Annotated in this window: 21 protein-coding genes; 13 read left to right on the top strand and 8 right to left on the bottom strand. The window is 46.1% G+C overall.

What is annotated here, in order from left to right; genetic code table 11:
* Positions 1–22 precede the first annotated feature (22 nt).
* Complete coding sequence (locus tag YH65_RS04290) at positions 23–1,657, top strand: bifunctional protein-serine/threonine kinase/phosphatase (RefSeq protein ID WP_046552022.1); 1,635 nt, start codon at positions 23–25, stop codon at positions 1,655–1,657.
* Between the two features lie 45 nt (positions 1,658–1,702).
* On the opposite strand, the gene YH65_RS04295 is transcribed toward YH65_RS04290, so the two are convergent.
* Positions 1,703–3,715 (bottom strand): patatin-like phospholipase family protein, encoded by a 2,013-nt coding sequence (locus YH65_RS04295; protein ID WP_046550786.1) that lies wholly within the window; start codon positions 3,713–3,715, stop codon positions 1,703–1,705.
* Between the two features lie 93 nt (positions 3,716–3,808).
* Positions 3,809–4,762, bottom strand: a complete 954-nt coding sequence (mltG, locus tag YH65_RS04300) for an endolytic transglycosylase MltG (RefSeq protein ID WP_052746086.1) — start codon at positions 4,760–4,762, stop codon at positions 3,809–3,811.
* On the opposite strand from mltG (YH65_RS04300), the gene YH65_RS04305 reads away from it, so the two are divergent.
* The gene (locus tag YH65_RS04305; RefSeq protein ID WP_084722021.1) at positions 4,689–7,352 is read left to right on the top strand and encodes a YhdP family protein; all 2,664 of its coding nucleotides are present in this window, start codon (positions 4,689–4,691) and stop codon (positions 7,350–7,352) included. The genes mltG (YH65_RS04300) and YH65_RS04305 overlap by 74 nt on opposite strands.
* On the opposite strand, the gene YH65_RS04310 is transcribed toward YH65_RS04305, so the two are convergent.
* The gene (locus YH65_RS04310; protein WP_046550788.1) at positions 7,353–8,579 is read right to left on the bottom strand and encodes an ABC transporter permease; all 1,227 of its coding nucleotides are present in this window, start codon (positions 8,577–8,579) and stop codon (positions 7,353–7,355) included.
* Positions 8,580–11,219 (bottom strand): preprotein translocase subunit SecA, encoded by a 2,640-nt coding sequence (gene secA / locus YH65_RS04315; RefSeq protein WP_046550789.1) that lies wholly within the window; start codon positions 11,217–11,219, stop codon positions 8,580–8,582.
* A 170-nt stretch (positions 11,220–11,389) separates the two neighbouring features.
* On the opposite strand from secA, the gene lolA reads away from it, so the two are divergent.
* From lolA to arsC, 3 genes are read left to right on the top strand one after another with little or no spacing between them, the layout of a single operon-like run.
* Positions 11,390–11,914: a LolA-like outer membrane lipoprotein chaperone gene (lolA, locus tag YH65_RS04320; protein WP_046550790.1), complete on the top strand. Its 525-nt coding sequence runs from the start codon at positions 11,390–11,392 to the stop codon at positions 11,912–11,914.
* A gap of 1 nt (position 11,915) precedes the next feature.
* Complete coding sequence (locus tag YH65_RS04325; protein WP_052746088.1) at positions 11,916–13,460, top strand: DNA recombination protein RmuC; 1,545 nt, start codon at positions 11,916–11,918, stop codon at positions 13,458–13,460.
* On the top strand, positions 13,460–13,825 hold the full coding sequence (gene arsC / locus YH65_RS04330; protein WP_046550791.1) for an arsenate reductase (glutaredoxin): 366 nt from the start codon (positions 13,460–13,462) through the stop codon (positions 13,823–13,825). Before YH65_RS04325 ends, arsC begins: the two co-directional genes overlap by 1 nt.
* 119 nt (positions 13,826–13,944) lie before the next feature.
* Here the strand turns inward: arsC and YH65_RS04335 are convergent, their stop codons facing one another.
* Together YH65_RS04335 and YH65_RS04340 are read right to left on the bottom strand one after the other, a co-directional pair.
* Positions 13,945–14,274, bottom strand: a complete 330-nt coding sequence (locus YH65_RS04335; RefSeq protein WP_046550792.1) for a hypothetical protein — start codon at positions 14,272–14,274, stop codon at positions 13,945–13,947.
* Positions 14,271–15,479 carry a molybdopterin-dependent oxidoreductase gene (locus tag YH65_RS04340; protein ID WP_046552025.1) on the bottom strand — a complete coding sequence of 403 codons (1,209 nt, stop codon included), beginning with the start codon at positions 15,477–15,479 and terminating at the stop codon, positions 14,271–14,273. Before YH65_RS04340 ends, YH65_RS04335 begins: the two co-directional genes overlap by 4 nt.
* Before the next feature lie 155 nt (positions 15,480–15,634).
* On the opposite strand from YH65_RS04340, the gene YH65_RS04345 reads away from it, so the two are divergent.
* Positions 15,635–17,230: an ABC-F family ATP-binding cassette domain-containing protein gene (locus YH65_RS04345; protein WP_046550793.1), complete on the top strand. Its 1,596-nt coding sequence runs from the start codon at positions 15,635–15,637 to the stop codon at positions 17,228–17,230.
* An 18-nt stretch (positions 17,231–17,248) separates the two neighbouring features.
* Entirely contained in the window at positions 17,249–17,839 is a 591-nt protein-coding gene (locus YH65_RS04350; protein ID WP_046550794.1) for a flavin reductase family protein, read from the top strand.
* Here YH65_RS04350 and mltG (YH65_RS04355) read toward each other — a convergent pair.
* Positions 17,836–18,873: an endolytic transglycosylase MltG gene (gene mltG, locus YH65_RS04355; protein WP_046550795.1), complete on the bottom strand. Its 1,038-nt coding sequence runs from the start codon at positions 18,871–18,873 to the stop codon at positions 17,836–17,838. The genes YH65_RS04350 and mltG (YH65_RS04355) overlap by 4 nt on opposite strands.
* Positions 18,874–18,981: 108 nt before the next feature.
* On the opposite strand from mltG (YH65_RS04355), the gene YH65_RS11530 reads away from it, so the two are divergent.
* Positions 18,982–19,149, top strand: coding sequence for a hypothetical protein (locus YH65_RS11530; protein ID WP_169745660.1), 168 nt, complete (start codon positions 18,982–18,984; stop codon positions 19,147–19,149).
* 34 nt (positions 19,150–19,183) lie between these two features.
* On the opposite strand, the gene rraA is transcribed toward YH65_RS11530, so the two are convergent.
* The gene (gene rraA, locus YH65_RS04360; protein ID WP_046550796.1) at positions 19,184–19,666 is read right to left on the bottom strand and encodes a ribonuclease E activity regulator RraA; all 483 of its coding nucleotides are present in this window, start codon (positions 19,664–19,666) and stop codon (positions 19,184–19,186) included.
* A gap of 194 nt (positions 19,667–19,860) precedes the next feature.
* On the opposite strand from rraA, the gene glmS reads away from it, so the two are divergent.
* From glmS to YH65_RS04385, 5 genes are read left to right on the top strand one after another with little or no spacing between them, the layout of a single operon-like run.
* Positions 19,861–20,265 (top strand): methylaspartate mutase subunit S, encoded by a 405-nt coding sequence (gene glmS / locus YH65_RS04365; RefSeq protein WP_011980775.1) that lies wholly within the window; start codon positions 19,861–19,863, stop codon positions 20,263–20,265.
* On the top strand, positions 20,262–21,623 hold the full coding sequence (locus tag YH65_RS04370; protein WP_011980776.1) for a methylaspartate mutase: 1,362 nt from the start codon (positions 20,262–20,264) through the stop codon (positions 21,621–21,623). Before glmS ends, YH65_RS04370 begins: the two co-directional genes overlap by 4 nt.
* A complete protein-coding gene (locus YH65_RS04375) occupies positions 21,620–22,813 on the top strand; it encodes a glutamate mutase L (protein ID WP_046550797.1) in 1,194 nt (397 codons plus the stop codon). Before YH65_RS04370 ends, YH65_RS04375 begins: the two co-directional genes overlap by 4 nt.
* Positions 22,814–22,815: 2 nt before the next feature.
* On the top strand, positions 22,816–24,384 hold the full coding sequence (locus YH65_RS04380) for an AMP-binding protein (RefSeq protein ID WP_046550798.1): 1,569 nt from the start codon (positions 22,816–22,818) through the stop codon (positions 24,382–24,384).
* A 10-nt stretch (positions 24,385–24,394) separates the two neighbouring features.
* Positions 24,395–25,030, top strand: a complete 636-nt coding sequence (locus YH65_RS04385; RefSeq protein WP_052746089.1) for a class I SAM-dependent methyltransferase — start codon at positions 24,395–24,397, stop codon at positions 25,028–25,030.
* Positions 25,031–25,165 lie beyond the last annotated feature (135 nt).

Consider the following 25,165-nt stretch of genomic DNA (forward strand, 5'->3'; position numbering starts at 1 on the left):
TCAACCGGAGGTAGATGCAAATATGCCAAAACAAAACATTGAGACATCCGGCTTTACGCTGGCAAAAGGTACGCAGCTTAAAGGGGATGACTTCTTTGAGGTGAAAGTGATGGAGAACATTACCGTTGCGGTGGTTTGTGACGGGGTGGGAGCGGCGGCCCAGGGTGCTGATGCTGCCAGACGGACCACGCAGTTTTTGATGCAGTCACTCAAGAACCGTCCGCGCAGCTGGAGTATGGAGAAGTCCATTCGCCATTTTATTGAAAATATCAACCGTGTACTGTACCTTGAATCGATGGAACAATATGAGCGTGAAGAGCTGGTAACGACATTGACGCTGGTGGTTATAGAGGGAGACAGGCTTTACGGTGCCAATGTGGGGGACAGCCGTATCTATCTGACGCGTAACGGTCAGTTTGCACAACTCTCCCTGGATCATGCCATGGATGAAGAGGGTATGGAGAATGTGCTCACAGCCGCTATCGGGCTCGAGGAGCACGTGGAACCGTACTATTTTGAGAACAACCTTCAGGCAGGAGACCGCATACTGCTCTGCAGTGACGGACTTTACAATGAACTTTCACAGGAAGAATTGGCGGACGGATTGAAGATGGGGGCTTCATTTCTGGTCAAAAAGGCCAGTAAAAAACACAATGATGATCTGCCGGACGATACTACGGCGGTTATTATCGAGATCAAAGAGCTCGATCCGAGGCTGAAGCTGAAAGAGACGGAACTGATCATCCGGGAACAGTATAAAAAAGGTGAGGAGATCGACGGCTACAGACTCCTCAAACCGCTGATACAGAACAACCGTACCTGGCTCTGTGAAAAGAAGGGAGTACAGTATGTCATCAAGTTCGCTCCATTCGAAGCATTGGAGGATGAGACCATACTGGATCTGTTCGTCAAAGAAGTCTGGATGGCGAAACGCCTCAAGGCAGGGTTCTTCCCCAAAGCGGTCATCCCCAGAAAACGTACCCACCGTTACTACATCATGAGTTATGTGGAGGGTACGCCGCTGAAAGAGTACATTGCCAAAAAACCGGTTTCAGTCGACTTGGGCGTGGAGCTTGCGCGTTTCCTGCTGAAGATGTCACAGTTTCTGATCAAACTCAATCTGGTGCATGGCGATATCAAAGCGGAAAATATCATCGTAACGAAACGTAAAGAGAAGATCGTGTTCAAAATGGTCGATTTCGGCAGTATTACGGAAGCCTATTCCAATGTGACACGTGCGGGTACCCCATCCTATCTGGCACCGGAACGTTTTGCCCAGGCGCCCATTACAGAGCAGACCGAGATCTATGCTATTGGCGTGACACTTTATGAGGCACTGACGCGGAAGTTTCCCTTCGGTGAGATAGAACCGTTTCAAAATCCTTCTTTTGACAAAACACCCAAACACCCGACAAAGTACAATGCAAAGATACCCGAATGGCTGGAAAGCGTTATACTCCGTGCCGTAGAGACCAATCTGGATAAACGCTACCATAATTATTCGGAAATGCTCTACGAGATCGACAATCCCGAGAAAGTACGGCCTTACTTTGACAAGAATCTTTCTTTCATAGAACGGAACGAAATGATGGTCTACAAAGTAGGTTTTGTAACAATGTTCATACTGAATATTGTGCAGCTGCTTTTTTGGCATTGAATTTTATCATATTGACTCTTCCCACGGCTTTTGCCGCAGGCAGCGTTATTTTAACTGATCTTCAAAATAGTGTATAAGGTTTTGTATCGATACTGTATTTTTGTCCCCCTCATACGTTTTGAATGTTTTGAACAGGTCTTTCCCGATCTCTTCGCCAAGTGTTCTGTAGGCTTCCCATTGTTTTGCGTCAAAGAACTGGTCCACCGTTGATTCATGCGGAAAGTCAGGATGATAGTTCTTGTAAGAGTAAAAATCATTCTTCCTTTCCTCTTTTTGGAGCTTCTCTGTCTGTGCTGTCACAGATGCTTTGACATACACAAAATACCCAATACATTGTTTCTCTGCTCCAGCTTCAGGTAATTCATAGATCCTGCCTATGGCATAGTGTTGCCGGCTCTGTCCTGTGCAGAGATCAGGATGGATCAGTTTTTCAGGATCCTGCTCATCGGGAAATTCAATACTGATCTCCAGCTCATTCCTTGCACGGATCAGAAGATTCTGCAAGTCTGAAAAGCTGTAGTCCGGGTCGGCTCCGGCATCGGATGCGATGATCAGTTTGCATTTTCTTCTGAGGAGTTCAAAAACAGCAAGGTTTTCAATGTTTCCGCCGTCCGAAAGATTGACCCTGATCCTGCGAGAATGCATCGTTCCAAAAAGTTCTGCGATATTGTAATAGGGCCACAGTGTCAGGGCATAGCGGTATTTTTCTGCTGTCCATACAGCAATCTGCCTCAGTATGGCGGAAAGGCGGGATCTAAGACCGGAGGTTTCATAAGAAGAGGGGTCGAAGATCTTTGGGTTGAGTGCCCAGTACCCGAGTCTGAGATTCAGCAGGGTCATAAAGAAGGAGAGCAGTCTGTTGGACTTGTACCCCATGCTCGGATTGACCGCGGCTCCCGATATGGTCAATGCAGTGGCAAGGGTCATGCGTCTGTACTCGACTTTGTCGGTAGGGATATAGCCTGTGATCTTGGAACCGCAGTAAAGCGGAGAAAGGAGAAAATAGTCGCAGCTCTTCATACCAGAGATCGCTTTGTCTGCCTGAAGATTGAGGGTAGTATTGATCAGAGGATAAGGGGCAAACGTCCATTTCTTCCCCTCTTCCTTTTCTGCCAATTCACAGAGCTTTGTGTCGCTTCCATGAAGAAAAGCATCTTTCAGACGAAAGCGGTAAAAACGGTGGGAAGAGAGGATGTTGGGATTGGCAAAAAAGCCTGTAGTGATCATCAGGAGACCAAAACCCAGTACATACACTATGCTGTGCATGGAGCCAAAACAGTCACAGAGCATTTGCAGCTTTATACCGCTGTAGCCTGCTGCTGCAATGAGAATGACAAGGACCGTCCCACTGTAGAACAGGCATTTTGCCGACCATAATACTTTTGAGATATAGCGCAAGGGGTGGAAAAAGTAGTACCATACAAGGAGTGCTAAGAAGAGGGAAAGCAGAAGAGTATTGAGAAAAGCCGGTGTATCAGGCAACTGTTCTCCCACATAGATAAAGGTAAAAAGTGTAAAAGCGAAAAAGAGCAGGAACCAGAGGGAGTGCAGCAGGATCTGTATCAGGGTATTGAGATAAAAGTTAAAACTTTCAAATACCTTTCTCCACCCTTTCCCCGGACGAAGGTAATCCCCGTGGGCTTTAAGATGATCTATCTCTTCCTTGGCAAATAGGGTATCATAGTTATGCGTCTGTTTCAAACGGTTTTGTACGAAACTCCCCAGGTATCCTCCGCCCGATACTGTAGAGAGGTAGTCGGCATGTCTGAAGATGCCCTGATCATTCAGTGCTTTTAGGAACCCAAGATTGAAGGTGGCAGAACGGATACCCCCGCCTGAAAGGGCGATCGCAAAGGTATCAAAAGGGGCATCCTCTATAAGGTCGGGTTCTACAGCTTTGGTTTTCGCTTGTGTTTCGGTGCTTCTCTCTGCTTTCTCTGTTTTCAGCTCCAGTTTCTTTCTCCGAAGCCTGACAGCCTGTATCTCTTCTTCGATCAAACCTTCCTGTTCTTTATTCTCGGTTATCACGGAAAATTTTTTTACCTGAACTTTTTCCATGTTCACTCCTTCTTTAGGTATGAATATTTCCAATTATAGCACGATTTGTACCCATCAGATACTCTTTTTGACAGCCCAAATATTGAAATAGAATTATTTGGCCTTTTTTATATTTTTCCTGTGGGCTTTGAAACTGTCGGAGAAATCATGTGTACCTTTTTTGTTCTTCATAAAGTAGAGATGTTTTGTTTTTGCCGGCCGGATGGCTGCTTTGATGGCCGCTATGCTCACCGAACCGATAGGTGAGGACGGAAGTCCTTTGTGTTTGTAGGTATTGAAAGTACTTTCATCGCTTTTGATGCGTTCCGGTGTGACCTTGAGATGGGAGTATTTTCCGTAGTTGAGCGTACCGTCCATCTGCAGGCGCATCCCTTTTTTCAGACGGTTGTAGATGACAGAGGAGACCAGTGGCATCTCTTTGGTGTTGGCAGCTTCTTTCTGTATGATAGAGGCGACCACCAGTACTTTCTGCCACTGTTTGGTATTGTATATTCCATAGACCTTCTCTGAGATCGCTTTATATTTTTTTTCAGATTCACGTACAAGAAAATGCATCAGGTGTTTCTCTTTGATACCGTAGGGGACATAATAGGTATCGGCATAGATCCCCGCTTCGGGATAGGGAGAAAATTCATGGTAGTATTTATAGAGTTTTTTGGGGTCGAGTTTCAGCTCTTTTGCAAGCATATCGAAAAAGATCTCCGAAGTTTCACCCGGGATCAGCGTGACCTTGTGGATCATCGCTTTTGAAGAAGTGAGTTTTTGGAGAAAATCAAGACGGTTCATCTTATTCTTCCCCAGAAAGATCCAACCTGTCTGAGGTTTGCCCATCGTACGAAGAATATAACTGTCGACAATGGAGACGGCGTACCCTTTTTTAGCGAGCTGTGATATAATCTTATTGATAGAGCCTTGAGGAATGAAAAGTGTCTGCGTCGTTCTGACAGGTATAGTAGTGTAAAAGGCAAATGCGATGATCAAAACAACGGCAATGTTCTCTGCCCATACCATCCATGTTCTCCATGTTGCTTTGCGTGATACACTCATTTTTCTTATTATCCTTTTTGGTGCCCTCTTTGTCTGGTTGAAATCAGGTATTTATATAGATCATCTTCATTTCAACAGTTATGAGGTAGACGGATTATACATCAAACTCGATAAAAAGCTTACGCTGACAGCCGAACATATACTTATCCCCAAAACCAAGAAAAAACCTTCATTCGACAGGGTGGATGAGACACTTGACCGTGTCAAATATCTGCTGACATTCTTCGATTATGCGGAACTCGACAAGGTTGATTTTAAGAACAAGCATTACAAGGTCATATTTGCAGACGATGTGCTCTACATTGCCAATGAAGATTATGAAATTGCGGGGAATGTATGGCGCAGGGGACATGTGCTTGTTGCGGATATCTCACTTTTTTATATTAAAAAAGAAAATATCAACATAGTCGGAAAACTCAATTATGATCTGCACAGCGACAAGTTGATCCTTGAGGGGAAATACGAAGCGTACAATATTACAGGAAGATTCAAAGCGATCAAAGAGGGGCAGACAGTACAGTTTGTTGTGAACAGCGATACTTTCAGTGATTTAAAAACATTCATAGACAGACTGCCGATGCATGAAGCGGTTAATCAGTGGATTACGCAAAAGATAGAAGCAAAAGCCTACAGACTCCATATGCTGATGGGCAAAGGAAGTGTCCACGGCACAGAGTTTACGCTTGACCCGAGTTCCCTGAAGGGGAATGCTCTGCTCGAAGATGCTTTGATCCACTTTAAAGAGGGGCTCCCTCCGGTAAAGGCAGAGAAGATCATACTCAACTATGACAAAAGCAGTCTCTTTTTTGATCTGACCAACCCCACATACAGACAGAGAGAGATCAATGCCACAGTCTCCATTACCGATATCGGCAAAGCAAAAGATACACGTCTCAACCTTGATATGCATTTTAATACCAGAGTAGATGATACCGTACAGAAAATTCTCAAAGCCTATGATCTTCATATTCCCGTATTGCATAAAAAGAGTAAGTCGAAAATAGAGGTGAAACTAAGTATCCCGCTTGGCAAGATGCCTCATAGACATATTGATGTCAATGTTAAAGCACATGTTGGAAAGGGAAACCTCTATCTTGGGAAACTGAAACTGCCTGTACAAAGCGGAGACCTTGCCTTCCGCAAGAACATACTTATGCTCAAAAATATTAAACTAAAATCGCAGTGGTATGAAGGTACAGTGAATGGAAAGATCAATACCAAAAAGAAGAAGGGAGATCTTCTTCTTCAGCTAAAAAAGATCGAATTCAAAAAGAAAAATAAAACACTTTTTCGGCTGAAAGACAAAAAAATCCCTTTCAGTATCGATTATGCCGAAGATGTTCTGGTCAACATCCCCTCTTTCAAGCTCAAAGTCAGACAAAGTAGTCAGACACTGAAGATCACGGCATCTGATATCTCAAAGATAAAACCATACCTGAAAAACCTTGAGATCGATATCGACGGGGGTACGATGGAGATCCAAAGTAAAGACTGGAAGACTTTTACCTTCAAGGGTCTTCTTACACGATATGACTGCTTTATCTACGATAATAAGGTCTGCCATACCCGAGTACCTTGTTCGGGTACGATAAGGCCGGAAGGCATTGATTTTTACGCCTTTAACAAACGTCTGCATTACAATACTGCCAAATCACTTGCTACCCTGAAAAACCTCAATATCGATCTTCAGAAGTTCCTTGAGTCCAATCTGCGTCTGAAAAAGATAAAAAATAAAAAGAAGAGCAGTCAAAAAATGGTGATCAGAGGTAAAAAGAGTAATATTCGTTATGATAAATATACGTTGCTGACCGATGCCTACACGGTCACGATCTATCCCGGAAACAATACAATAAGAGCTGTTGGAAAACTGGGAAGTGACAAAGTAACATTCAGAAAAACAGGAAAAAAGATCACTATTGAAGCTCTGCGTATCCATGACAGGATGCTGCACCCCTTGATCAATTTCAACGGACTTCAGAAGGGGCGCTATACGATCAGGCTCTCCGGCATACCGGGAAAACGGATGAAAGGTGAGATCCTGCTTGACGGAGGGATACTGAAAAGTTTTAAAGCCTACAGCAAGACACGTAATTTTATTAAAAGTAACAAGAGCCTCTCGCAGATCCAGGATCCTGGACTGACTAAAAAAGGTTTTAAAATTCAGGAAGGGAAGATATTGTATCGTATAGTTAAGGATAAAGTAATATTTGATACGGTTTATGTCAAAGGGGATACGGCAACGATCGTGGGCAAGGGGACGCTGGATATCAAAACCAAAAAGCTCAATATTAAGCTGGCTGTCCAGACGGTACGTAAACTCGGTAAGATCATTGGAAGTCTACCGCTTTTGGGTTATATTCTAATGGGAAAAGATAATAGCGTGACTATAGGACTTACGATAAAAGGAACACTGGATGATCCCAAAGTAAACTATTCTGCGGCTAAAGAGATCCTCTCCCTGCCGTTCGATCTGATCAAGCGGACTTTACAGTCGCCGGCACATATTATCAATACCGGGAAAAAGAAAAAGCCGACCAAGGTCCCTGTGATCGAAGAGGTCACAATCCCTAAAAACAAAGTTGCCCCCTGACTACTCGTTTCTCAGGACTGTGAGAGGATCTGTCTGTGCCGCTTTTTTGGCCGGGTAGAGAGAGGAGAGCACTATAATGACGGAAGTGCCCAGAATGATGAAGCTAAAATCACTCATCAAGAGGTCGACAGGCAGCTTGCTGGTCCCATAGACATCTTCAGGCATGGAGATGATGTCAAAGGTTTTCAGTGCCCAGATACCCAGTGTGCCAAGCAGGGTGCCCGCAACGATACCTGCCAGTCCAATGATGACTCCCAGTCTGAAAAAGATTGCACGTATCTCTGCTTTGGTCGCACCAAGCGTTCGCATAAGGGCGATCTCGGAGCGTCTGCTCATGACGGTCATCAGCAGGGAAGAGATAATGTTCAGCGACGCTACCAGAATGATGAGGAGCAGAACGAGGAAAAGTGCTTTCTTCTCCATCTGCATAGCGGAAAAGAAATTGCCGTTCTGCTGCCACCACCCCTCTATGACAACAGAGGGCGGCAGCTGTTTGCGGACCTTTTCGATATCATCGACAGGGTTCTTGCTGTAGATATGCAGGCCGTCGTAATACCCTACTTCACGTTTGAGCAGTTTTTCAAAGGCTTCGAGTGTTGTATACATGATCGCCTTGTCATAGGCCTTCAGGCCGGACTTGAAGACACCATCCACGACAAAACGCTTTTGAAGCGGCATCGTCCCGAAACCTGCAGCAGTCTGCTCGGAGAAATAGAGAGTGACTTTGTCATCTTTCATCGCATTCATTTCATAAGAGAGTCCTTCTCCTATGACGACCTTGAATTTGCTTTTACTGTCTCCCCGGGCCTTTCTGAAGACATCATTGAGCCGGCTCTCTTTGTCATAGTCAACACCATAGAGCAGTGAACCCTGTACGGCACCGTCATTTTTGGTGATGACCTGCGTCGTGTAGTAGGGGGAGAATTTCATATCGGGAAATTTTTGGGAAAGTTTCTTCACCAAATCGATATTGACGGCATTCTCCTCGATGGGGAGTACGGTAAGAGGATAATTCATGACAAAGAGTTTTTTGGTGAATTCCTGCTGTGTTCCGTTCATGACCCCCATGGCGATCATCAGTACCATCACCCCTGCAGCGATGCCGAAAAAAGCAAGCAGGGCGGAGATGAAGATGAAGGGGTTCTCTTTATCATATTTCAGATAGTGCCTGATAATGTGCCCAACAAATTTCTTGTTGGGTAAGATTTTTCGTATGGGTGCGGACATTTAAGCCAACAGACCTTTTTTCGGTCCGCTTTGTCCGCAGCAGTTCTTGTATTTTTTTCCTGAACCACAGGGACAGGGGTCATTTCTTTTCGGTTTTTTCGTGCCGGTGATCGGTTTAAGCTTTTCAGAATCCTCTGCAATCACACCCTCTTCAAGAGACTGGTTGAGTGTCGCATCAGCCACTTCACTCTCCAGCTCTTCTCTGATCTGTTCAATAGCTTCCTCTTCCTCTTCAGGCGAAGAGAAGTCGAACTCTACAAGATGGAGTACTTTGACTGCTTCAAGTTTGATACGTTCTACAAGGTCGGTAAAGAGTTTGTAGCTGTCCTGCTTGTATTCGGTGAGAGGGTCTTTCTGGTTATATCCTCTAAGCCCGATACCCGTTTTGAGTACATCCATTTCGTACAGGTGGTCCCGCCACTGAGGGTCGAGTACCTGAAGGTAAAGTATACGCTCGATCTCGTTTCGCTGTTCCGGCATGAGCTGTGACATCTTCTCTTCATAAATGTTTTCCATCATTTCGGTGATCATCGCTTCGAGTTCCTCAACCTCTTTGTCCTGGAAGTATTCAGAGTTCACTTCAATATGCAGTTCTTCTTTGATGAGTGCCGCCAACTTTTCTACATCATAGTCCTCTTTTGGCACCCCTTCGAAGATTCCTGCTTCGGAAAGCAGATGGTGTACATACTCGGTACGGTTCTCTTTGATCTTGGCATCGATATCAAATTCAGGGTCAAGCAGCTGGTTCCTGAAGGCATAGATCGCTTTTCTCTGATGGTTGGCGACATCATCGTATTCAAGAATGTGCTTACGCGATTCGTAATGTTGGTTCTCTACTTTTTTCTGTGCTTTTTCGACAGAACGTGTGACGATCTTGGAATCGATGTACTCTCCCTCTTCCACACCGAGTCTATTCATGATATTTCTGATCTTTTCTCCACCGAAGATACGCAGCAGGTTGTCGTCAAGCGAAAGAAAGAACTGGCTCTCTCCCGGGTCACCCTGACGGCCTGAACGTCCCCTGAGCTGGTTGTCGATACGTCTGCTCTCGTGTCTTTCCGTACCGAGGATGGCCAGACCGCCAAGCGCTCTTACTTCATCGTCTATCTTAATATCGACACCACGTCCCGCCATATTGGTCGCAACGGTAACCGCACCTTTCTGTCCGGCATTCTTGATGATCTCCGCTTCCTGCGCGTGGTTCTTCGCATTCAGGATGTTATGCGGTATCTTCTCTTTTTTGAGTCTCTCATGGATCATTTCTGATTTCTCTATGGATGCCGTACCGATGAGTACAGGCTGACCCTTGCTGTGGTACTCTTTTACTTTGCGTACTACAGCATCGAGTTTCTCTTTTTCCGTATTGTAGATCAGGTCATTCCTGTCGGCACGCTCTACAGGGACGTTCGTTGGAATGGAGATGACATCCAGCCCGTAGATCTGTGAGAATTCCGTCGCTTCGGTCTGTGCCGTACCGGTCATACCGGCAAGTTTGTCATAGAGTCTGAAGTAGTTCTGGTAAGTGATCTCTGCAAGTGTCTGTGATTCTTCCTGTATCTCTACGCCTTCCTTGGCTTCGAGCGCCTGGTGCAGTCCTTCGGAGTATCTTCGTCCTTCGGAGAGCCTTCCTGTAAATTCGTCGACGATGATGATCTCATTGTTCTGAACGACATAGTCTACGTCTTTTTCAAAAATGTTATGTGCTTTGAGCGCCTGGTCGAGGTGATGTGAGAGTACGGCATTTTCAAGTGAGTAGAGATTGTCAACTTCAAAGAGGTCCTGTGCTTTCTGAAGCCCCTGTTCGGTCATGACAATGGTCCGGTTCTTCTCGTCAACGATGAAGTCACCGGTGGTCTTTTCGTCTTCACCCGGTTTGGTCTCTATTTTCTCTCCGCGTTCCATCTGTTTGGCAATGGCATCGGCTCTGGCATAGTGATTCTGGTCTCTCTGTGTCGGACCGGAGATGATGAGCGGTGTTCTCGCCTCATCGATAAGGATGGAGTCCACTTCATCCACGATAGCATAGTTGTGCTCTCTCTGCACCTTTTCTTCAAGACGGACTTTCATATTGTCACGCAGATAGTCGAAGCCGTATTCGTTGTTCGTACCGTAAGTGATGTCCGCATCATACTGCGCTTTTCTTCCCGCATCGTCCTGTATGTCGGCCGTGATACAACCCACGCTGTAACCCAGGAAATTATAGAGTTCACCCATCTCGCCGGAGTCTCTTTTGGCCAGGTAGTCGTTCACTGTGACGACATGAACACCTTTACCTGTCATGGCATTGAGTACAACGGCCAGTGTCGCGACAAGCGTTTTACCTTCACCCGTCTTCATTTCTGCGATGTTGCCGTCATGCAGTACCATACCACCGACCATCTGCACATCGTAATGTCTCAGCCCCAGAACACGCTTACTCGCTTCACGCGTAATGGCAAAAGAGTCATAAAGGACATCCTCCATACTCTTTTCTCCACTCTTCACCGATTCTCTAAGTGCATTGAATGCTGCCTGCAGCTCCTCATCGCTCATGGGTTCATAGGTTGATTCCAGCGCATTAATGTTGCTGACGCGCTTCATGTAGCTTTTGACGATTCTGTCGTTCTGTGTGCCGAAGACTTTTAGTACGGATTTGATCATGTTTATACTTGCCTTAAATAAATTGGGTTAATTTTATCCAAAAAGTGATTAATAATCCGTTATGGTAAAGATAAGCTCACAACGCTTTCACGATTTTATGACAAAATGGCAGATATCACCCCTTAACAAGTGAGTTTTTGGTATATTTCAAAAGTTAAAAAGGATAAGAATTGAGAAAAATATTAGTTTGTATGGCCATAGGCTTCTCTCTGTATGCCGATGGGATTACTCTGCCTGAGCATTTCAAGGCAAACTTTGTCCAGATGATCACAAACCCGAAAAAAAAGATCATCCAATACAGTGGAAAAGTACGTTTTTCCATACCTTCTCTGATGAAGTGGGAGTATACCCGGCCGACCAGAAAAGAGGTTTGTACCGACGGTAGGGAGTTGCGGGTAGTGGACCATGATCTTGAGCAGGTCTCCATCTACCTTATCTCAAAAGGTTTCAACCTGAACGAGATCGTAAAAAAGGCGAAACTGCACAGTGAAAATATCTATGTAGCCCGTTATGAGGGAAAGAGCTATACGATACAGGTAGATGGTAAAAAACGCTTGCAGAGTATTGCCTACTTTGACGAACTGGACAACAAAGTACAAATAGTATTTAAAAACATAAAGTATGGGAAAGGCGCACTTGGCCTTGAAAGCATGCGCTGTTCTGCGCCCAAAGCGTATGATATGATAAGGGGATAGAATGCAGGAGATCTTTCAATCGATACAGAACGATTCAACACTGATGTTCGTGGCAGGCATCGCGCTTGTCGTACTGCTGATTATCGTTCTCGTGGTGGTTGTCTTTTCGACCAAAGCGAAAACACTGAGTGACAGGCTGGCGGAGAGTGACGAACTCGACAGAGTCAAAAGCATCAAGATCGAAGCACTGGAAAGAGAACTTCAGGGTGTCAAGATCACCAATGCAGCACAGGAACAGGAGCTGCAGCATTTTGCACAGGTAAAGGAGGAGCTAGCCAGCAAGACCGAACAGGTCGCAACGCTTCAGACAAAAAACAGTACGCTGGAAAAAGAACTGAGTCAGACGGAGACACAGCTTGAGAACCTTGAGAAGATGTACGAGAATCTGCTCAAAGAGCACAAGGCACTTCAGGGACGTTTTGAACATTTGCAGGAGGAGAATAACAAGTTCCAGGTGAACAATGCAAGACTGCTGATGAAACTGGAGACGGAGAGCAGGCATGCTTCCAGCAAATTGGAAATGATGCAGGAGCATAAAAAAGAACTGAAAACGGAATTCGAGCGCCTGGCAAAGCAGATCTTTGACGGCAATTCGGAAAAATTCGCTGAGTTCTCCAAACAGAATCTCGACAGTATGATCAAACCGCTGCAGACACAGATAGAAGAGTTTAAAAAGCAGGTTTCCGATACCTACAATGCCGAAAGTCAGGATAGAGCGGTTCTCAAGAACGAGATCAATTCGCTCAAAGAGCTCAACGAGAAGATCAGCACGGATGCCATCAACCTGACCAATGCGCTCAAAGGGGACAGTAAACAACAGGGTGTCTGGGGCGAAATGGTACTGGAGCATGTCCTTGAAGCTTCAGGCCTGCGCAAGGGCTTCGAATTCGAACGTGAAGTCTCTTTGCGGACGGATGACAATGAAGTACTGCGTCCCGATGTCATTGTGCATCTTCCGGACAACAGGGATCTTATCATCGATGCCAAGACTTCCCTGATTTCCTACGAACGTTTCGTCAATGCGGAGGATGAAGCCAACAAGGCCAAACATCTTGCCGCGCATCTGAATTCCATCAAAGCACATATAGAGGAGCTTTCCAGCAAGAATTATGAGCGTCTTAAAGAAGTCAATACACTGGATTTCATTTTTATGTTCATGCCGATCGAAGGTGCATTGGCCGTAGCACTTGAGCATGATAACAGTATTTACGACAATGCCTTCAAAAAGAAGATCCTTCTGGTAGGGCCTACGACGCTTCTGGTTGCTATGAGGGCGGTCGAGAATGTCTGGAAGTATGAACGGCAGAACCAGAATGCCCAGGAGATCGCAAGAAGAGCAGGTGCGATGTACGACAAGTTCGTACGTTTCTCCGAAGACCTTATCAAAATATCCAAACAGATCGATGCGATACAGAGCAGTTTTTCCGCCGCGAAGAACAAACTCAGCGACGGGAAAGGTAACCTGGTCCGTCAGGTACAGCAGCTCAAAGAGCTGGGTGCACAGACAAACAGGCAAATACCCAAAGAATTAAAAGGAGAAGAATAATGGAATCAATACAGGAAAAGGTCACTATCTGGCATAACCCAAGATGCAGCAAATCGAGAAATGCGGCTACGCTACTTGAAGAAAAAGGTATAGAGGCTGAAGTGGTCAAATATCTTGAGACTCCGCCGACAAAAGAGGAGATCAGAGAGGTGTTGAAGATGCTCGGCATTTCGGCACGTGAACTGATGCGTATCAAAGAGGAGATCTACAGGGAATTGGGGCTTAAAGAAGTTGAGGATGAAGAGAAACTCATCGAAGCGATGGCTGAGTATCCCAAGCTGATCGAAAGGCCTATTGTCATCAAAGACGGCAAAGCGGCTATCGGACGGCCAATAGAAAAGATTGTTGAATTGCTGAACGCGTAGGGTGCCGTGTCCTCACGGCACCAATAAATCAAAACTGCAATGTATGTTGCAGTGTTTAGGATGAAAATGGTGCTGTCAGGGGACAGCACCCTACGAAACAATGGCAGGTAAAATACTGCTTATTCTTCCTTTCCGTTCCCATAATTCTCAAAGAGATAGTTCGTCACCGTATCTATATCTTCCTTGGTATAAATAGGTGCCTTGAAGACTTTTATCATTTTGATGACTTTGTCACGCCAGAATTTTCTGGACTGATTCCCCTGGTTAATGATGTAACCGAAAGAATGGCACATGTTGCATTTTCCTTTGGTGGAGTACATGCCTTTTCCCTCTTTCATGGGGAACTCTATATGGGGTATTTTGATCCCCTTTTCTATCTTTACCGTTTCATTGGCATGCAGAGAGTGCAGGCAGGCAAAGAGAATGAAGAGTGCTGTGAATTTTTTCATGACAGTACCTCCACAGCGACTTCGTCGATACCGTTGTATTTGTAGCCGCCTCGGTTCCATTTTACCTCGTGAGCAAAAGGCTGTGTTTCACCTTTGGTATTGGTGGCCCTGGCCATAATGGACAGGCTGCCTGTCCGGTCGGGTGTGAGTCTGTAAGTGAAGGTTCGGTAGGCGTATTTCCCCTGCTTGCCGTCATCGAGTGATGCAGCCTGCCAGCCTGTTCCGCCGTCGGTCGAGATCTCAACTCTGGCAATGCCGTGGCCGCCGTCGAAGGCAACGCCCCTGACAATGAGTTCTGCATCTTTTCTGACCTTTGTACCGTTCACCGGATAGCCGATCAGAGAATTGACGTTCATCTCCTCTATCGGTTTGGTCTTTTTTGCAAGATGGTCGGGCGTTTCACATTCGCAATTATTGTCAGGAATGCGGTAGGCATGGTCCATGAAATGCAGCGGTGGTTTTGTGTCGGTGACGGTAATATCGGAGAGCATTTTGATCCAGCTGTCAGAGTAGAAGCCGGGAAGAATGAGCCGTACAGGGAAACCATTGAGGTAGGGAAGCTCTTCGCCGTTCATTTCGTAAGCGATGATGATGTCGTCGTGCATCTTGCTGAGTTCCAGCGCACGGACGAAACGGTCCGTTTTGCTGTAAACCGGTTTTTCAAGACCATTGAATTTGATCCATGCGGCGTTCGGTTTCAGGCCCACTTTTGCCAGTACGTCTTTGAGCCGGGCTCCTTTCCACTTGGCGCAGCCCATCGCACCGGGCCCCCACTGGATGCCGCTGGGTGTCGGGCGGAAAGCGCTTCGGCTGTTCCCGCCGCACTGGAGTACGGATGTGATCTCGACAGCTTCGAACTCCGTTTTAAGTGATTTGAGCGATACTTTCATGGGCTTTTTAACTTCACCATCTATGGAGATACTGAAATAGTGTGGGTTGATGTATGTAGGGATCATCGGCATATGCCAGCGCACGAAGAAGAGGTCGTTGGGGGTAATGGCATTGGCAAAGACTTCCCTTGGTGTCTCGAGCAGCGGAGGCCTGTCGGAGTAGGTGATCAGCGGTCTTTTCTGCGGAAGGGCAATGTCTGACACTTTTCTGTTGTCTACAGGGTGGCCTGTTTCATTTGCTAGGAGGGTACTCCCTCCAAGCGCGGCACTCCCGGCAACCGTGGCGGCTTTTTTGAAAAAATCTCTTCTTTTCATAAATCTGTCTGTCCTGAAAATTTTTTTGACGATTATACTAAAAAGTTTATTCGATACTCTTTTTTGCACTTTCAGAAGATTTGGGTAAAATCGCATCAATATTATATAAGGGCACCTCTAATAACCCTAAATACTGAATTAAGAAGGATAATACTATGCTCAGTACAGTTAATTTGACACAACGATACGGAAAACGCGTTCTTTTCGACAAGATCAACATCACTCTGGATGCGGGAAAGCGTTACGGCCTCATCGGAGCCAACGGTGCGGGAAAATCCACGTTTATGAAGATCCTGGCCGGTGAGCTGGAACCAAGTGACGGTGAAGTACAGTTACAGCCTGGACTCAAACTCGGTATGCTCAGCCAGAACCAGTATGCCTTTGAGGATTTTACGCTTAAAGATGCCGTACTTTACGGGAACAAAAAGCTTTATGACGCACAGAAAGAGAAAGAGAAGCTCTATATGGAAGGCGACTTCGAAAGTGACGAAGTGAACAACCGCCTGGCCGAACTTGAAATGATCTGTGCCGATGAAGACCCGACCTATGAGAGCGATGTCAAGATAGAAAAACTGCTGACCACACTGGGCTTCCCGGTAGAACAGCATGACGACCTGATGAGCTCGCTTACCGGTGGGGACAAATTCAAGATCCTTCTGGCACAGGTGCTTTTCCTCAAACCCGATGTCCTGTTGCTCGACGAGCCTACCAACAACCTTGACATGGAAACGATCGCATGGCTGGAGAACGAACTCAAGCGCCATGAAGGGACTTTACTGGTCATTTCGCATGACAGACACTTCCTCAACGGCGTGGTCACACACATTCTGGACCTTGACTTTCAGAATATCCGTGAATTCACGGGTAACTATGATGAGTGGTATATCGCGGCGAACCTTATATCGAAACAGGCACAGGCAGACAGAAGCAAAGCGCTCAAAGAGAAGGACGAGTTGGAGAAGTTCATCGCAAGATTCTCGGCAAACGCATCCAAGGCAAAGCAGGCAACTTCCAGACAAAAACAGCTCGATAAACTCGATGTACAGGAGATCAAGCTCTCAAGCAGAAGAGACCCTTCCATTATGTTCAAGCCCCACAGGGAGATCGGGAACGAAGTGCTTGAAGTGGAGAACCTGAGCAAAAGCTATGGTGATGAAAAAGTGCTTGAAAACATTTCGTTCAAGGTTAACAAGGGTGACAAGATCGCACTGATCGGTGCAAATGGTGTGGGTAAAACGACCCTGTTGGAAATTCTTATGGGAAAACTTGAGGCAGACAGCGGAAAGTTCAACTGGGGACAGACGATCACTACGACCTATTTTCCACAGAATACGACGGATGTCGTGGTCGGCGATGAAGAACTGCCGCAGTGGATACAGGGGTTCGACCCAAAATGGCACATAGACGACATCAGAAAAACACTGGGGCGTATGCTCTTCTCCGGCGAAGAGCAGAAGAAGAAGATAGATGCCTGTTCCGGTGGGGAGAAACATCGTGTCATGCTTTCAAAAATGATGATGGATTCTGCCAACTTTCTGGTACTCGACGAGCCCAACAACCACCTGGATCTTGAAGCCATTGTCGCACTGGGTGAAGCACTCCACAACTATCAGGGAGGAGCCATCTGTGTCTCCCATGACCGTGAGCTCATCGATGCATTTGCAAATCGTGTGATCAAACTCAATGAGGACGGAACCTTGACGGATTTCGAAGGGAACTATGAAGATTTTGTTGAACAGCATGAAAATTAAAAGAGAGGGAAGAGAAGCATGATCATCGATTTTGAAAACAGGGTACTGACTGAAAAATATGCACTGATGTCCCAGCTCATCATTCCCCGTCCCATTGCCTGGATCGTTACAAAGGGGGAGGTTCTCAACCTTGCACCATTCTCCTACTTTACAGGACTCTCCTCAAACCCTCCCACGATGATCGTCTCCATAGGGCATCGTCCCGACGGTACGCCAAAAGATACGTTGCGCAATCTCCGTGAAACAAAGAAGTGCGTGGTCTGTATGATCGAAGAGGAACAGCTTGAAGCGATGCATTTCAGCTCAAAAGGGGTAGATGCCGATGTCAGCGAGAGCGAACTCTTCGATATCCCTATGGAAGAGGTGGTAGAAGGTTTCCCTCCCATGGTGAAAGGCGTGAAGGCTGCTTTCTTCTGCGAATACCTCCAGGAAGTCGACCTGAAAGGCAGCAAGACCATCCCCGTGATCATAGAGATCAAACACCTCTACATCAATGAATCCATCATCACGGACAGTGAGAAGATGACGCTCGAACTTGATGCCATTGCACGTATCGGCAAAAGCTATGCAAAACTCGGAAAGAAGATCACCCCTCCCGATATTCCCTAAACCTTTGTACGGTTTGTATCGGTTTTGACCGTTGCATTGCTTTCTGCCTCCTGTTGCGCTTTCCTCTTTCTCTGGTACTCCCTGAATGCCCTGATGTTCTTCAAATGCTCTTCATAAGTGACTGCAAAACTGTGCACGCCGCTTGGGGTAAGCATAAAGAAGAGATATTCGCTCTCTGCGGGCATCATCGTTGCTCTGAGTGCTTCCATGGTGACCGTACCCAGTGGCAGGGGTGGCAATCCTTTGTATTTGTAGGTGTTGAAGTAGGTATTGTCTGTTTTTATGCGCTCAGGAGTAACAATGATATGGGAATATTTTCCGTAATTTAGTGTACTGTCCATCTGCAGTTTCATCTTCTTCTCCAGACGGTTGTAGATCACGGAGGAGATCAACGGCATCTCTTTGGCCGAATTGCTCTCTTTCTGGATGATGGAAGCAATGGTCAGGAGTATCTGGATGGTGAAGCGTTCCGGTTTGTTTTTGAAATATTCTTTTTCAAATGTCAATAGTTCTTTGTCGGATCGATCAAAGAGGTACTGCATGACAGCAAATGCATCCGCCTTTCTGGCAAGGGTATAACTCTGCGCAAAGATATCCCCCTCTTTGAAACGCGAACGTGCTTCATATTCTTCAAGCAGTTTCTTTGGGTCAAGCTTCATGTCATTCGCCAAACGGCGGCAGAGCTCTTTGGCAGTTTCCCCCGCATAAACTACCACTTTCATAGTATCGGCCTTTTTTTTATGCAGGGAGGAGAAGAATGAATACCTGCTTTTCTCCGTATCTTCGACATGATACCATCCCTCTTTGGGAAGTGTACCCAAATGCATCAATACCTGATCGATGAAGGTGACTGTATAGCCATATTTTTCAAGATTTTTGGCTATCTCTTTAGAGCTGGAGCCTGTGAGGTAGAAGGTTTTATGCTCTGAAGAAGGAGAGACGAAATTGTAGATTGCTGCGATGGAGATAATAACGATAATAACTTCGATATAGCGAAGGATACGCTTGTATTCCCGGGCAAACAATTCTTTCATGATGAGTGATTATAGCATATCTGCTTAATGATGTATCAAGGAGTTAAGAGTTTATACGTGAGAAAAGTGCTATGATGTAACTATTCCAATAGTTAAAAAGGAGTCATCATGGCTAAAGATTCAAAGAAGAAAGAAGAAGAGAAAAAAGCGCTTTTGAAGAAAGCAAAGAAAAAAGCCGAGAAAAAGAAGGCTAAGAAGAAAGCTGAAAAGAAAAAAGCTGAAAAGAAGAACAGCAAAAAGAAAACAAAGAAGAAAAGTAAAAAGTCTAAGAAATAGATCTTAGCATAGGGATCGGTTTATCCGATACCTGTTACCCCTCCAAACTCTCTTCATCAATGACAATGATACCGTCATGGTCCGCAAGAAGAATTTCCCCGTTTTTAAAAAATACACCACCGAAAGTGAAGGTAACATCACGTTCCCCCGGCTGTTTGGTATGGCTTTTTCGCGGGCAGGTCCCCAGCGCCCAAAGCCCGACGGGAATGGTTTTGGTAATGTGCGTGTCCCGCACATAGCCGTTGATGAGAATGCCCGCCCAGCCGTTCTCGTGCGCAAATTTCATCAGGTTCTCACCCACGACCGCATAGTGTGCCCGGTCGACATCGACTACGGCAATACGCCCCTCACCGGGCTCTTTGAGCATTTTGATAAGGTCGGAATTCTCTTCCTTGAGTTTGAGCGTGGCAATGGGGCCTTTGCATTTCTCCATACCACCGTAAGAGTGGTATTCGGGGGAGAGTACCTGTACTTTTTCGTGGTGTTCGTCTGAAATGTCGGCAGTGTAAAAGGGCATTTTTTGTTCCTTGGATAACTAGATCATCTGTCATTCTGGATTTATCCCGGTTTCAAAATCACGTATAAATCCCGACGAGATTCTGAAACGAGTTCAGGATGACGTAGTACGATAAGATATTTTTTGGAATGATTATACTAAAAAAAATCTATAATTAGATAGAATTATGAATAATTTATATATAAAGCAGATAGATGAAAGTAGTAACCGGAGTAGTGGGGAACGATATCCATGTCGTTGCCAACAGGCTGATTGATATTTCGTTGGAAGAGCGCGGGTTTGAAGTCTTCAATTTAGGGGTGAATACCTACCTTGAAGAGTTTATGGATGCGGTGATAGAGACCGATGCAGATGTACTTCTGATCTCTTCTCTCAATGGGGAGGCGGAAGGGTGGTGCCGTGACCTGAAGATACTCAAAAGCCAGTACGATTTCAAGGATGTGGTTTTTATGATAGGCGGGAATCTCGGTGTGGGAGAAATGGATCCTGAACTGATCGTTCCGAAGTTTCAGAACTACGGCTTTGATCTGGTCTTTCACCAGGTCGATCTCAATGAGGGGCTCGATCAGCTCGAAGCCGCATTGGAGGCACGCAAATGAGTCTGTTACAGCGTGAACGTGAGATCATCGTCAACAATGAGTATATAGACCGTTTCGATTTTGAAGAGGTGGAAGAGTTCATCAGGGGTGCGAGTAAGAACCTGTTCATCTCCCACAAGTTCAAGACAGCCGACCACATGCTGGTGCAGCCGCGCGGAGGGTTCCCGACCTACGACAAAGTCTTTCAGCTTTACAAAGAGTTTAAAGAGGCCAATGTCGATGTACTTCCCCTGACCATCGATTCCAATACCCGTCTGAATGACTATGCTTCGGCGAAGAAGATGCTGGCACTCTCTGAAGAGAACGATGTCGATATGCTCAACGGCTACCCTCTGGTGAACCACGGATATCGTACCACAAGGAAAATGATCACGCATTATGATACGCCTGTCAGTCTGCGTCATGGTACGCCGGATGCACGCCTGCTGGTCGAAACGGCCCTGGCATCGGGGATATTTGAGATCGAGGGCGGGCCTATTACCTACCTTCTTCCGTATTCCAAAAACTTCCCCATGGACAAAGCTTTTCTCTACTGGAAATACGTTGAGAGAGTCTGTGCAAAATACTCTGAACTCAATGAGCCGATCAACCGTGAATCTTTCGGTCCGCTCTCTGCTACGCTTCAACCGCCGGCCATCGTCATCGTCATCCAGCTCTTGGAGATGCTGCTCTCTCTTGAAGAAGGTGTAAAGTCCTTCTCTGTGAGTTTTTCCCAGACAGGTTCCATGCTGCAGGACATCGTCTCTTCGAATGTCATCAAGAAGCTTGCCCGCAAGTATGCTGACAGGTTCGGACATGAAGATGCGACGATCAATCTCGTCTATCACCAGTGGATGGGGGCTTTCCCGAGGAACAAAGAGTACTCCGATTCACTTATCAACACTTCGACCGTGATCGCTGCGATGGTCGGGGCTGACAAGATCATCACCAAGACACGGAACGAAGCTTTCGGTATCCCGACCAAAGAGGCCAATGCCATGGCGGTCGCCAATGTGAAATATACCCTGGGTATGCTCAAAGGCTTGCCGACGGTCGGCGATGAGGAAGAGGAAGAGAATCTGACTAACGAAGTCGACGAGATCCTTGAAGCGGTATTCAATGACGGGGCGGATACGCTTTGGAGAAAGGTCTTCAACTCCATTAAAAAAGGGTACATAGATATTCCTTTCTCACCGCATATCATCAATGCGAATGAAGTGATCACCATCCGTGACCCGCAGAGTAATATCCGTATTCTGAAAAAAGGAAAACTGCCTATTTCGGAAAAGAGTTTCGCCTATGAACGCTCGAAGATAAAACTGGCCGAGGGAGAACGCGTGGTGGACAAGATCATTCAGGATATAGGGATCATGCTATGAGTAGTAAATTAATGATAGATATAGGCAGTACCTATTTCAAAGTGGCCCAGGAAGGAGAGATCGAGCAGTATTTCAGAGATTTCAACAAAAATATCTTTGATGATCTCAGCAGCAAGTGTGCCAGCCTTATAGAACAGTATAGTGAGGAAAATATTCATATCTGCTCTTCTGCCAACGGTGGCTTGAGTACGCTGATCATCGGGCTGACAAACTCTTTCAGTCTGAAGTATGCCATCAACATTGCATTCAATTCGGGGATCAACATCATCGATACGGTACTGTATCCAAAGATAGAGCAGGAACCCGTACCGACAGAGATGATCGACGTCGTTATCATAGTAGGGGGCATAGACAGCGTTGAAAACGTGTTTGATGAAAAGCTCCTGGACTATCTGGACAGAGTGAATTATCAGAATATCGTCTATGTGGGAACGAAAAAAAGTACCCCTTTCCTGCAGGAGAACATCGAAAACATAGTGGTACTTGAGAATGTCATCTCTGACAAGCTCAAGATCCAGGAAGAAGCGCTGAAAACCTATCTGACCGATCTCTATCAGGCAGATATCATGGGGAAAGAGGATATCAAGCAGCTCTATGGGATCACAACCAACCAGATCTTCTCTACACCCTACATCGTTAACCGTTCGCTTTCAGAGATCAGTGAACATATGGATGTAGCCGATCCGTTCATCGTTGTGGATATCGGCGGGGCGACCACGGACATCCACTACAGCCGTGACCTGGTCAACGACAATATTCTGACCGATAGCGGTTATGACAGACTGGTCTTCAAGAAACTGGGTGTCTTCAAATCTCGTGAAAGTCTGGTACATACAGCTAAGAACAATGAGTTCGTTTTCGAGCTTCTGGAGCATTTGAACGTCACGGAGAACATCCTGGAAGAGTACAGCGAAAAGGCCACACGCACTTTGATGCAGCTGGCGATCTTCCTCGTACTGTACAAAGTCTCCAAGCACCATGCTTCCTACATAGAACTGAATCTGGAGATCCTCAACAGTATCGTGCTTACCGGTGGTATCACCAAGGTACTGACGCAGGAAGAAGTGGATGACATCATTCTTTTCTTTTACAAGAAGATCCTTCATTTCCACCATGCCCCCAAAATTCTGCTTGATCAAAATTATGAGATCTGGACCTATGGTATTACAGGAAGTTCCCTAAAGGAGTAGTCATGTCAGTGAACAGTATTCGAAATCTATTGGAGATCGCAGCTCAGAGTGAGCCTGAAAAGATCGGGCTCAGACACGGCCATGAACAGTACAGCTATGCACAGCTCATCAAAAAGGTCGATCAGATCGCCCATTACCTTGCGACACTGGGCCTGAAAAAAGGCAGCCGGATAGGCATTTACTCGAACAAACGCGCCGAACAGGTCATCGCCATACTTGCGGTACTCTCCACTGAGTATGTCTTTGTGCCTATCACGAGGCTGCTCAAACCCGAGCAGATCCAGCACATCATCGATGACTGTAATATTTCCTGTATCATTACCGACAAGGTCAAAATAGAAAACATCAAAGCGATAAACTTTGGAGGAAAGATCATCTCCTATGAAGCCAGTGAGCAGAGTGATGTCTCTTTTGAAGAGATATACAAATGCTACACCGCTGAGGTAAAATGTGATGTTAAAGGGCATGACAACGCCGTCATTACCTACAGCTTCGGCTCTTCGGGAAACCCCAGGGGAATCGTCATAGACCACCGCGCCCTGACCGATGGAGCGAGGATCGTCTCAAAGTATTTGAACATTCAAAAAGAGGATGTCATTTCAGGTATCCTCTCGTTCAATCTCGACTACGGTTTGAACCAGATCTTCACGACACTCTATAAAAAAGCGACACTGGCGATCCATAAGTTTGTCCTTCCGGCAGACTTCTTCTCACACCTGATCGATGAGAACATCACGGTACTGCCGTTGATGCCTATACACATTACCCAAATGTTCGATGAAGACCCGCACCGCATCCCGCAGCCGGAACATTTCAGAAACCTTAGAGCGATCACCTCTTCAGGCGGTAACATCACCCCATTGATGGTCAAGAACATCACGACGCATTTCCCCGATACGGCATTCTACTCCATGCACGGTTTGACAGAAGCATTCCGTTCAGCATACCTGGACCCTTCCCAGATACATATACGCCCCAATTCCATAGGAAAGGCGATCCCCGATGTGGAGATCTTCATCATCAACGAGGAGGGGGAAGCGTGTAAGCCAAGAGAGGTAGGTGAGCTGATCCATCGCGGCGCCTGCATCTACAAAGGGTACTGGAATGCACCCGATGAGACGGCAAAACGTTTCAAGAGTATTCATATTCTGGACAAGGTACTGCACCCTGAGGGGCAGCTGACCGATGAGATCGTCATTGCCAGCGGCGATTATGTTTACGCCGATGAAGAGGGGTATATCTATTTCGTTTCACGCAAGGACGACATGATAAAAACCCAGGGCTTCCGTGTCAGTCCCCATGAGATAGAGAGTGTGGTCTATGCCAATATAGAAGAGATAACGGAGTGCGCGGTCTTTTCCATTCCCAACGAGCAGATCGAAGAGGAGATCGTAATGGTCTACGGCGCTAAGCGTGAACTGGCCAAGAACGAGATACTCTTCGAGCTCAAAAAGCACCTGCCGAACTATATGCTCCCCGCACAGATCGTTTACAAAAAGAGTATGCCGCTGAAGTCACTGCACGACAAGGTCATCGACAAAGAGGTACTCAGAAAAGAGTTCCTCATTTAAAAGAGGGAAAGTGGAAGAATATCACTATACAGCCAGGATATACGACCGGCTTCTCGGGCCTTTTATCAAGCCTATCAGAAGAAGTGTGTTGTCACTGGTCAAAAAATACAAGTATACTTATATCCTCGATGTCTGCTGCGGTACGGGTGACCAGCTGAAACTTCTTGGCAAGCATGGGTTTTACGGGGAGGGGATAGACCTTTCTGCTGCGATGCTGGAAGTTGCCGGAACCGGAGAACATAAAGCCAACTGTATACAGCAGGATGCCACACAGATGCATTATGAAGATGCCAAGTTCGACCTGGCGATGACCGCTTTTGCCCTGCATGAAAAAGACCATACCTCTGCCCGGAAGATTGTCGAGGAGATGGTACGCGTAACAAAAGAGGGCGGTGACATTCTCATTGTAGATTACGAACTGAGTGAAAAAACATCCCTATTCTCAAAATGGATGATCTACTTTATCGAGTGGATCGCGGGTGGGGAACACTACCGGAACTTCAAGTCCTACATCCGAAAAGGCGGACTACCCGAACTTCTGTCGGGTATTGAACTGAGAGAAATAGAACGGTATTATTTTGGCCGGCATGGTATTGTGCTGGTTCTTTATCGTAAGAAGGTGTGCTGTTGCACACCCTACGCGTAACCGATATGTATAGCAATTTGATATCCGCAATGATATTGTTGCAGGGTGTGCAACAGCACACCTTTTCACAGCACCCGAATGACCGTGAATCATTCATTGTAACAGACCCCTGAATGTTATTTTTTTATCTTGCCA

Source organism: Sulfurovum lithotrophicum (assembly GCF_000987835.1).
Classification (GTDB): Bacteria; Campylobacterota; Campylobacteria; order Campylobacterales; family Sulfurovaceae; genus Sulfurovum; species Sulfurovum lithotrophicum.

Excerpts from the sequence above, each read along its gene's own strand:
- YH65_RS04290 (WP_046552022.1), top strand. The coding sequence starts at position 23 with ATGCCAAAACAAAACATTGAGACATCCGGCTTTACGCTGGCAAAAGGT.
- YH65_RS04295 (WP_046550786.1), bottom strand. The coding sequence starts at position 3,715 with ATGGAAAAAGTTCAGGTAAAAAAATTTTCCGTGATAACCGAGAATAAA.
- YH65_RS04305 (WP_084722021.1), top strand. The coding sequence starts at position 4,689 with ATGATCAAAACAACGGCAATGTTCTCTGCCCATACCATCCATGTTCTC.
- mltG (WP_052746086.1), bottom strand. The coding sequence starts at position 4,762 with ATGAGTGTATCACGCAAAGCAACATGGAGAACATGGATGGTATGGGCA.
- YH65_RS04310 (WP_046550788.1), bottom strand. The coding sequence starts at position 8,579 with ATGTCCGCACCCATACGAAAAATCTTACCCAACAAGAAATTTGTTGGG.
- secA (WP_046550789.1), bottom strand. The coding sequence starts at position 11,219 with ATGATCAAATCCGTACTAAAAGTCTTCGGCACACAGAACGACAGAATC.
- YH65_RS04325 (WP_052746088.1), top strand. The coding sequence starts at position 11,916 with ATGCAGGAGATCTTTCAATCGATACAGAACGATTCAACACTGATGTTC.
- arsC (WP_046550791.1), top strand. The coding sequence starts at position 13,460 with ATGGAATCAATACAGGAAAAGGTCACTATCTGGCATAACCCAAGATGC.
- YH65_RS04335 (WP_046550792.1), bottom strand. The coding sequence starts at position 14,274 with ATGAAAAAATTCACAGCACTCTTCATTCTCTTTGCCTGCCTGCACTCT.
- YH65_RS04340 (WP_046552025.1), bottom strand. The coding sequence starts at position 15,479 with ATGAAAAGAAGAGATTTTTTCAAAAAAGCCGCCACGGTTGCCGGGAGT.
- YH65_RS04345 (WP_046550793.1), top strand. The coding sequence starts at position 15,635 with ATGCTCAGTACAGTTAATTTGACACAACGATACGGAAAACGCGTTCTT.
- YH65_RS04350 (WP_046550794.1), top strand. The coding sequence starts at position 17,249 with ATGATCATCGATTTTGAAAACAGGGTACTGACTGAAAAATATGCACTG.
- mltG (WP_046550795.1), bottom strand. The coding sequence starts at position 18,873 with ATGAAAGAATTGTTTGCCCGGGAATACAAGCGTATCCTTCGCTATATC.
- YH65_RS11530 (WP_169745660.1), top strand. The coding sequence starts at position 18,982 with ATGGCTAAAGATTCAAAGAAGAAAGAAGAAGAGAAAAAAGCGCTTTTG.
- rraA (WP_046550796.1), bottom strand. The coding sequence starts at position 19,666 with ATGCCCTTTTACACTGCCGACATTTCAGACGAACACCACGAAAAAGTA.
- glmS (WP_011980775.1), top strand. The coding sequence starts at position 19,861 with ATGAAAGTAGTAACCGGAGTAGTGGGGAACGATATCCATGTCGTTGCC.
- YH65_RS04370 (WP_011980776.1), top strand. The coding sequence starts at position 20,262 with ATGAGTCTGTTACAGCGTGAACGTGAGATCATCGTCAACAATGAGTAT.
- YH65_RS04375 (WP_046550797.1), top strand. The coding sequence starts at position 21,620 with ATGAGTAGTAAATTAATGATAGATATAGGCAGTACCTATTTCAAAGTG.
- YH65_RS04380 (WP_046550798.1), top strand. The coding sequence starts at position 22,816 with ATGTCAGTGAACAGTATTCGAAATCTATTGGAGATCGCAGCTCAGAGT.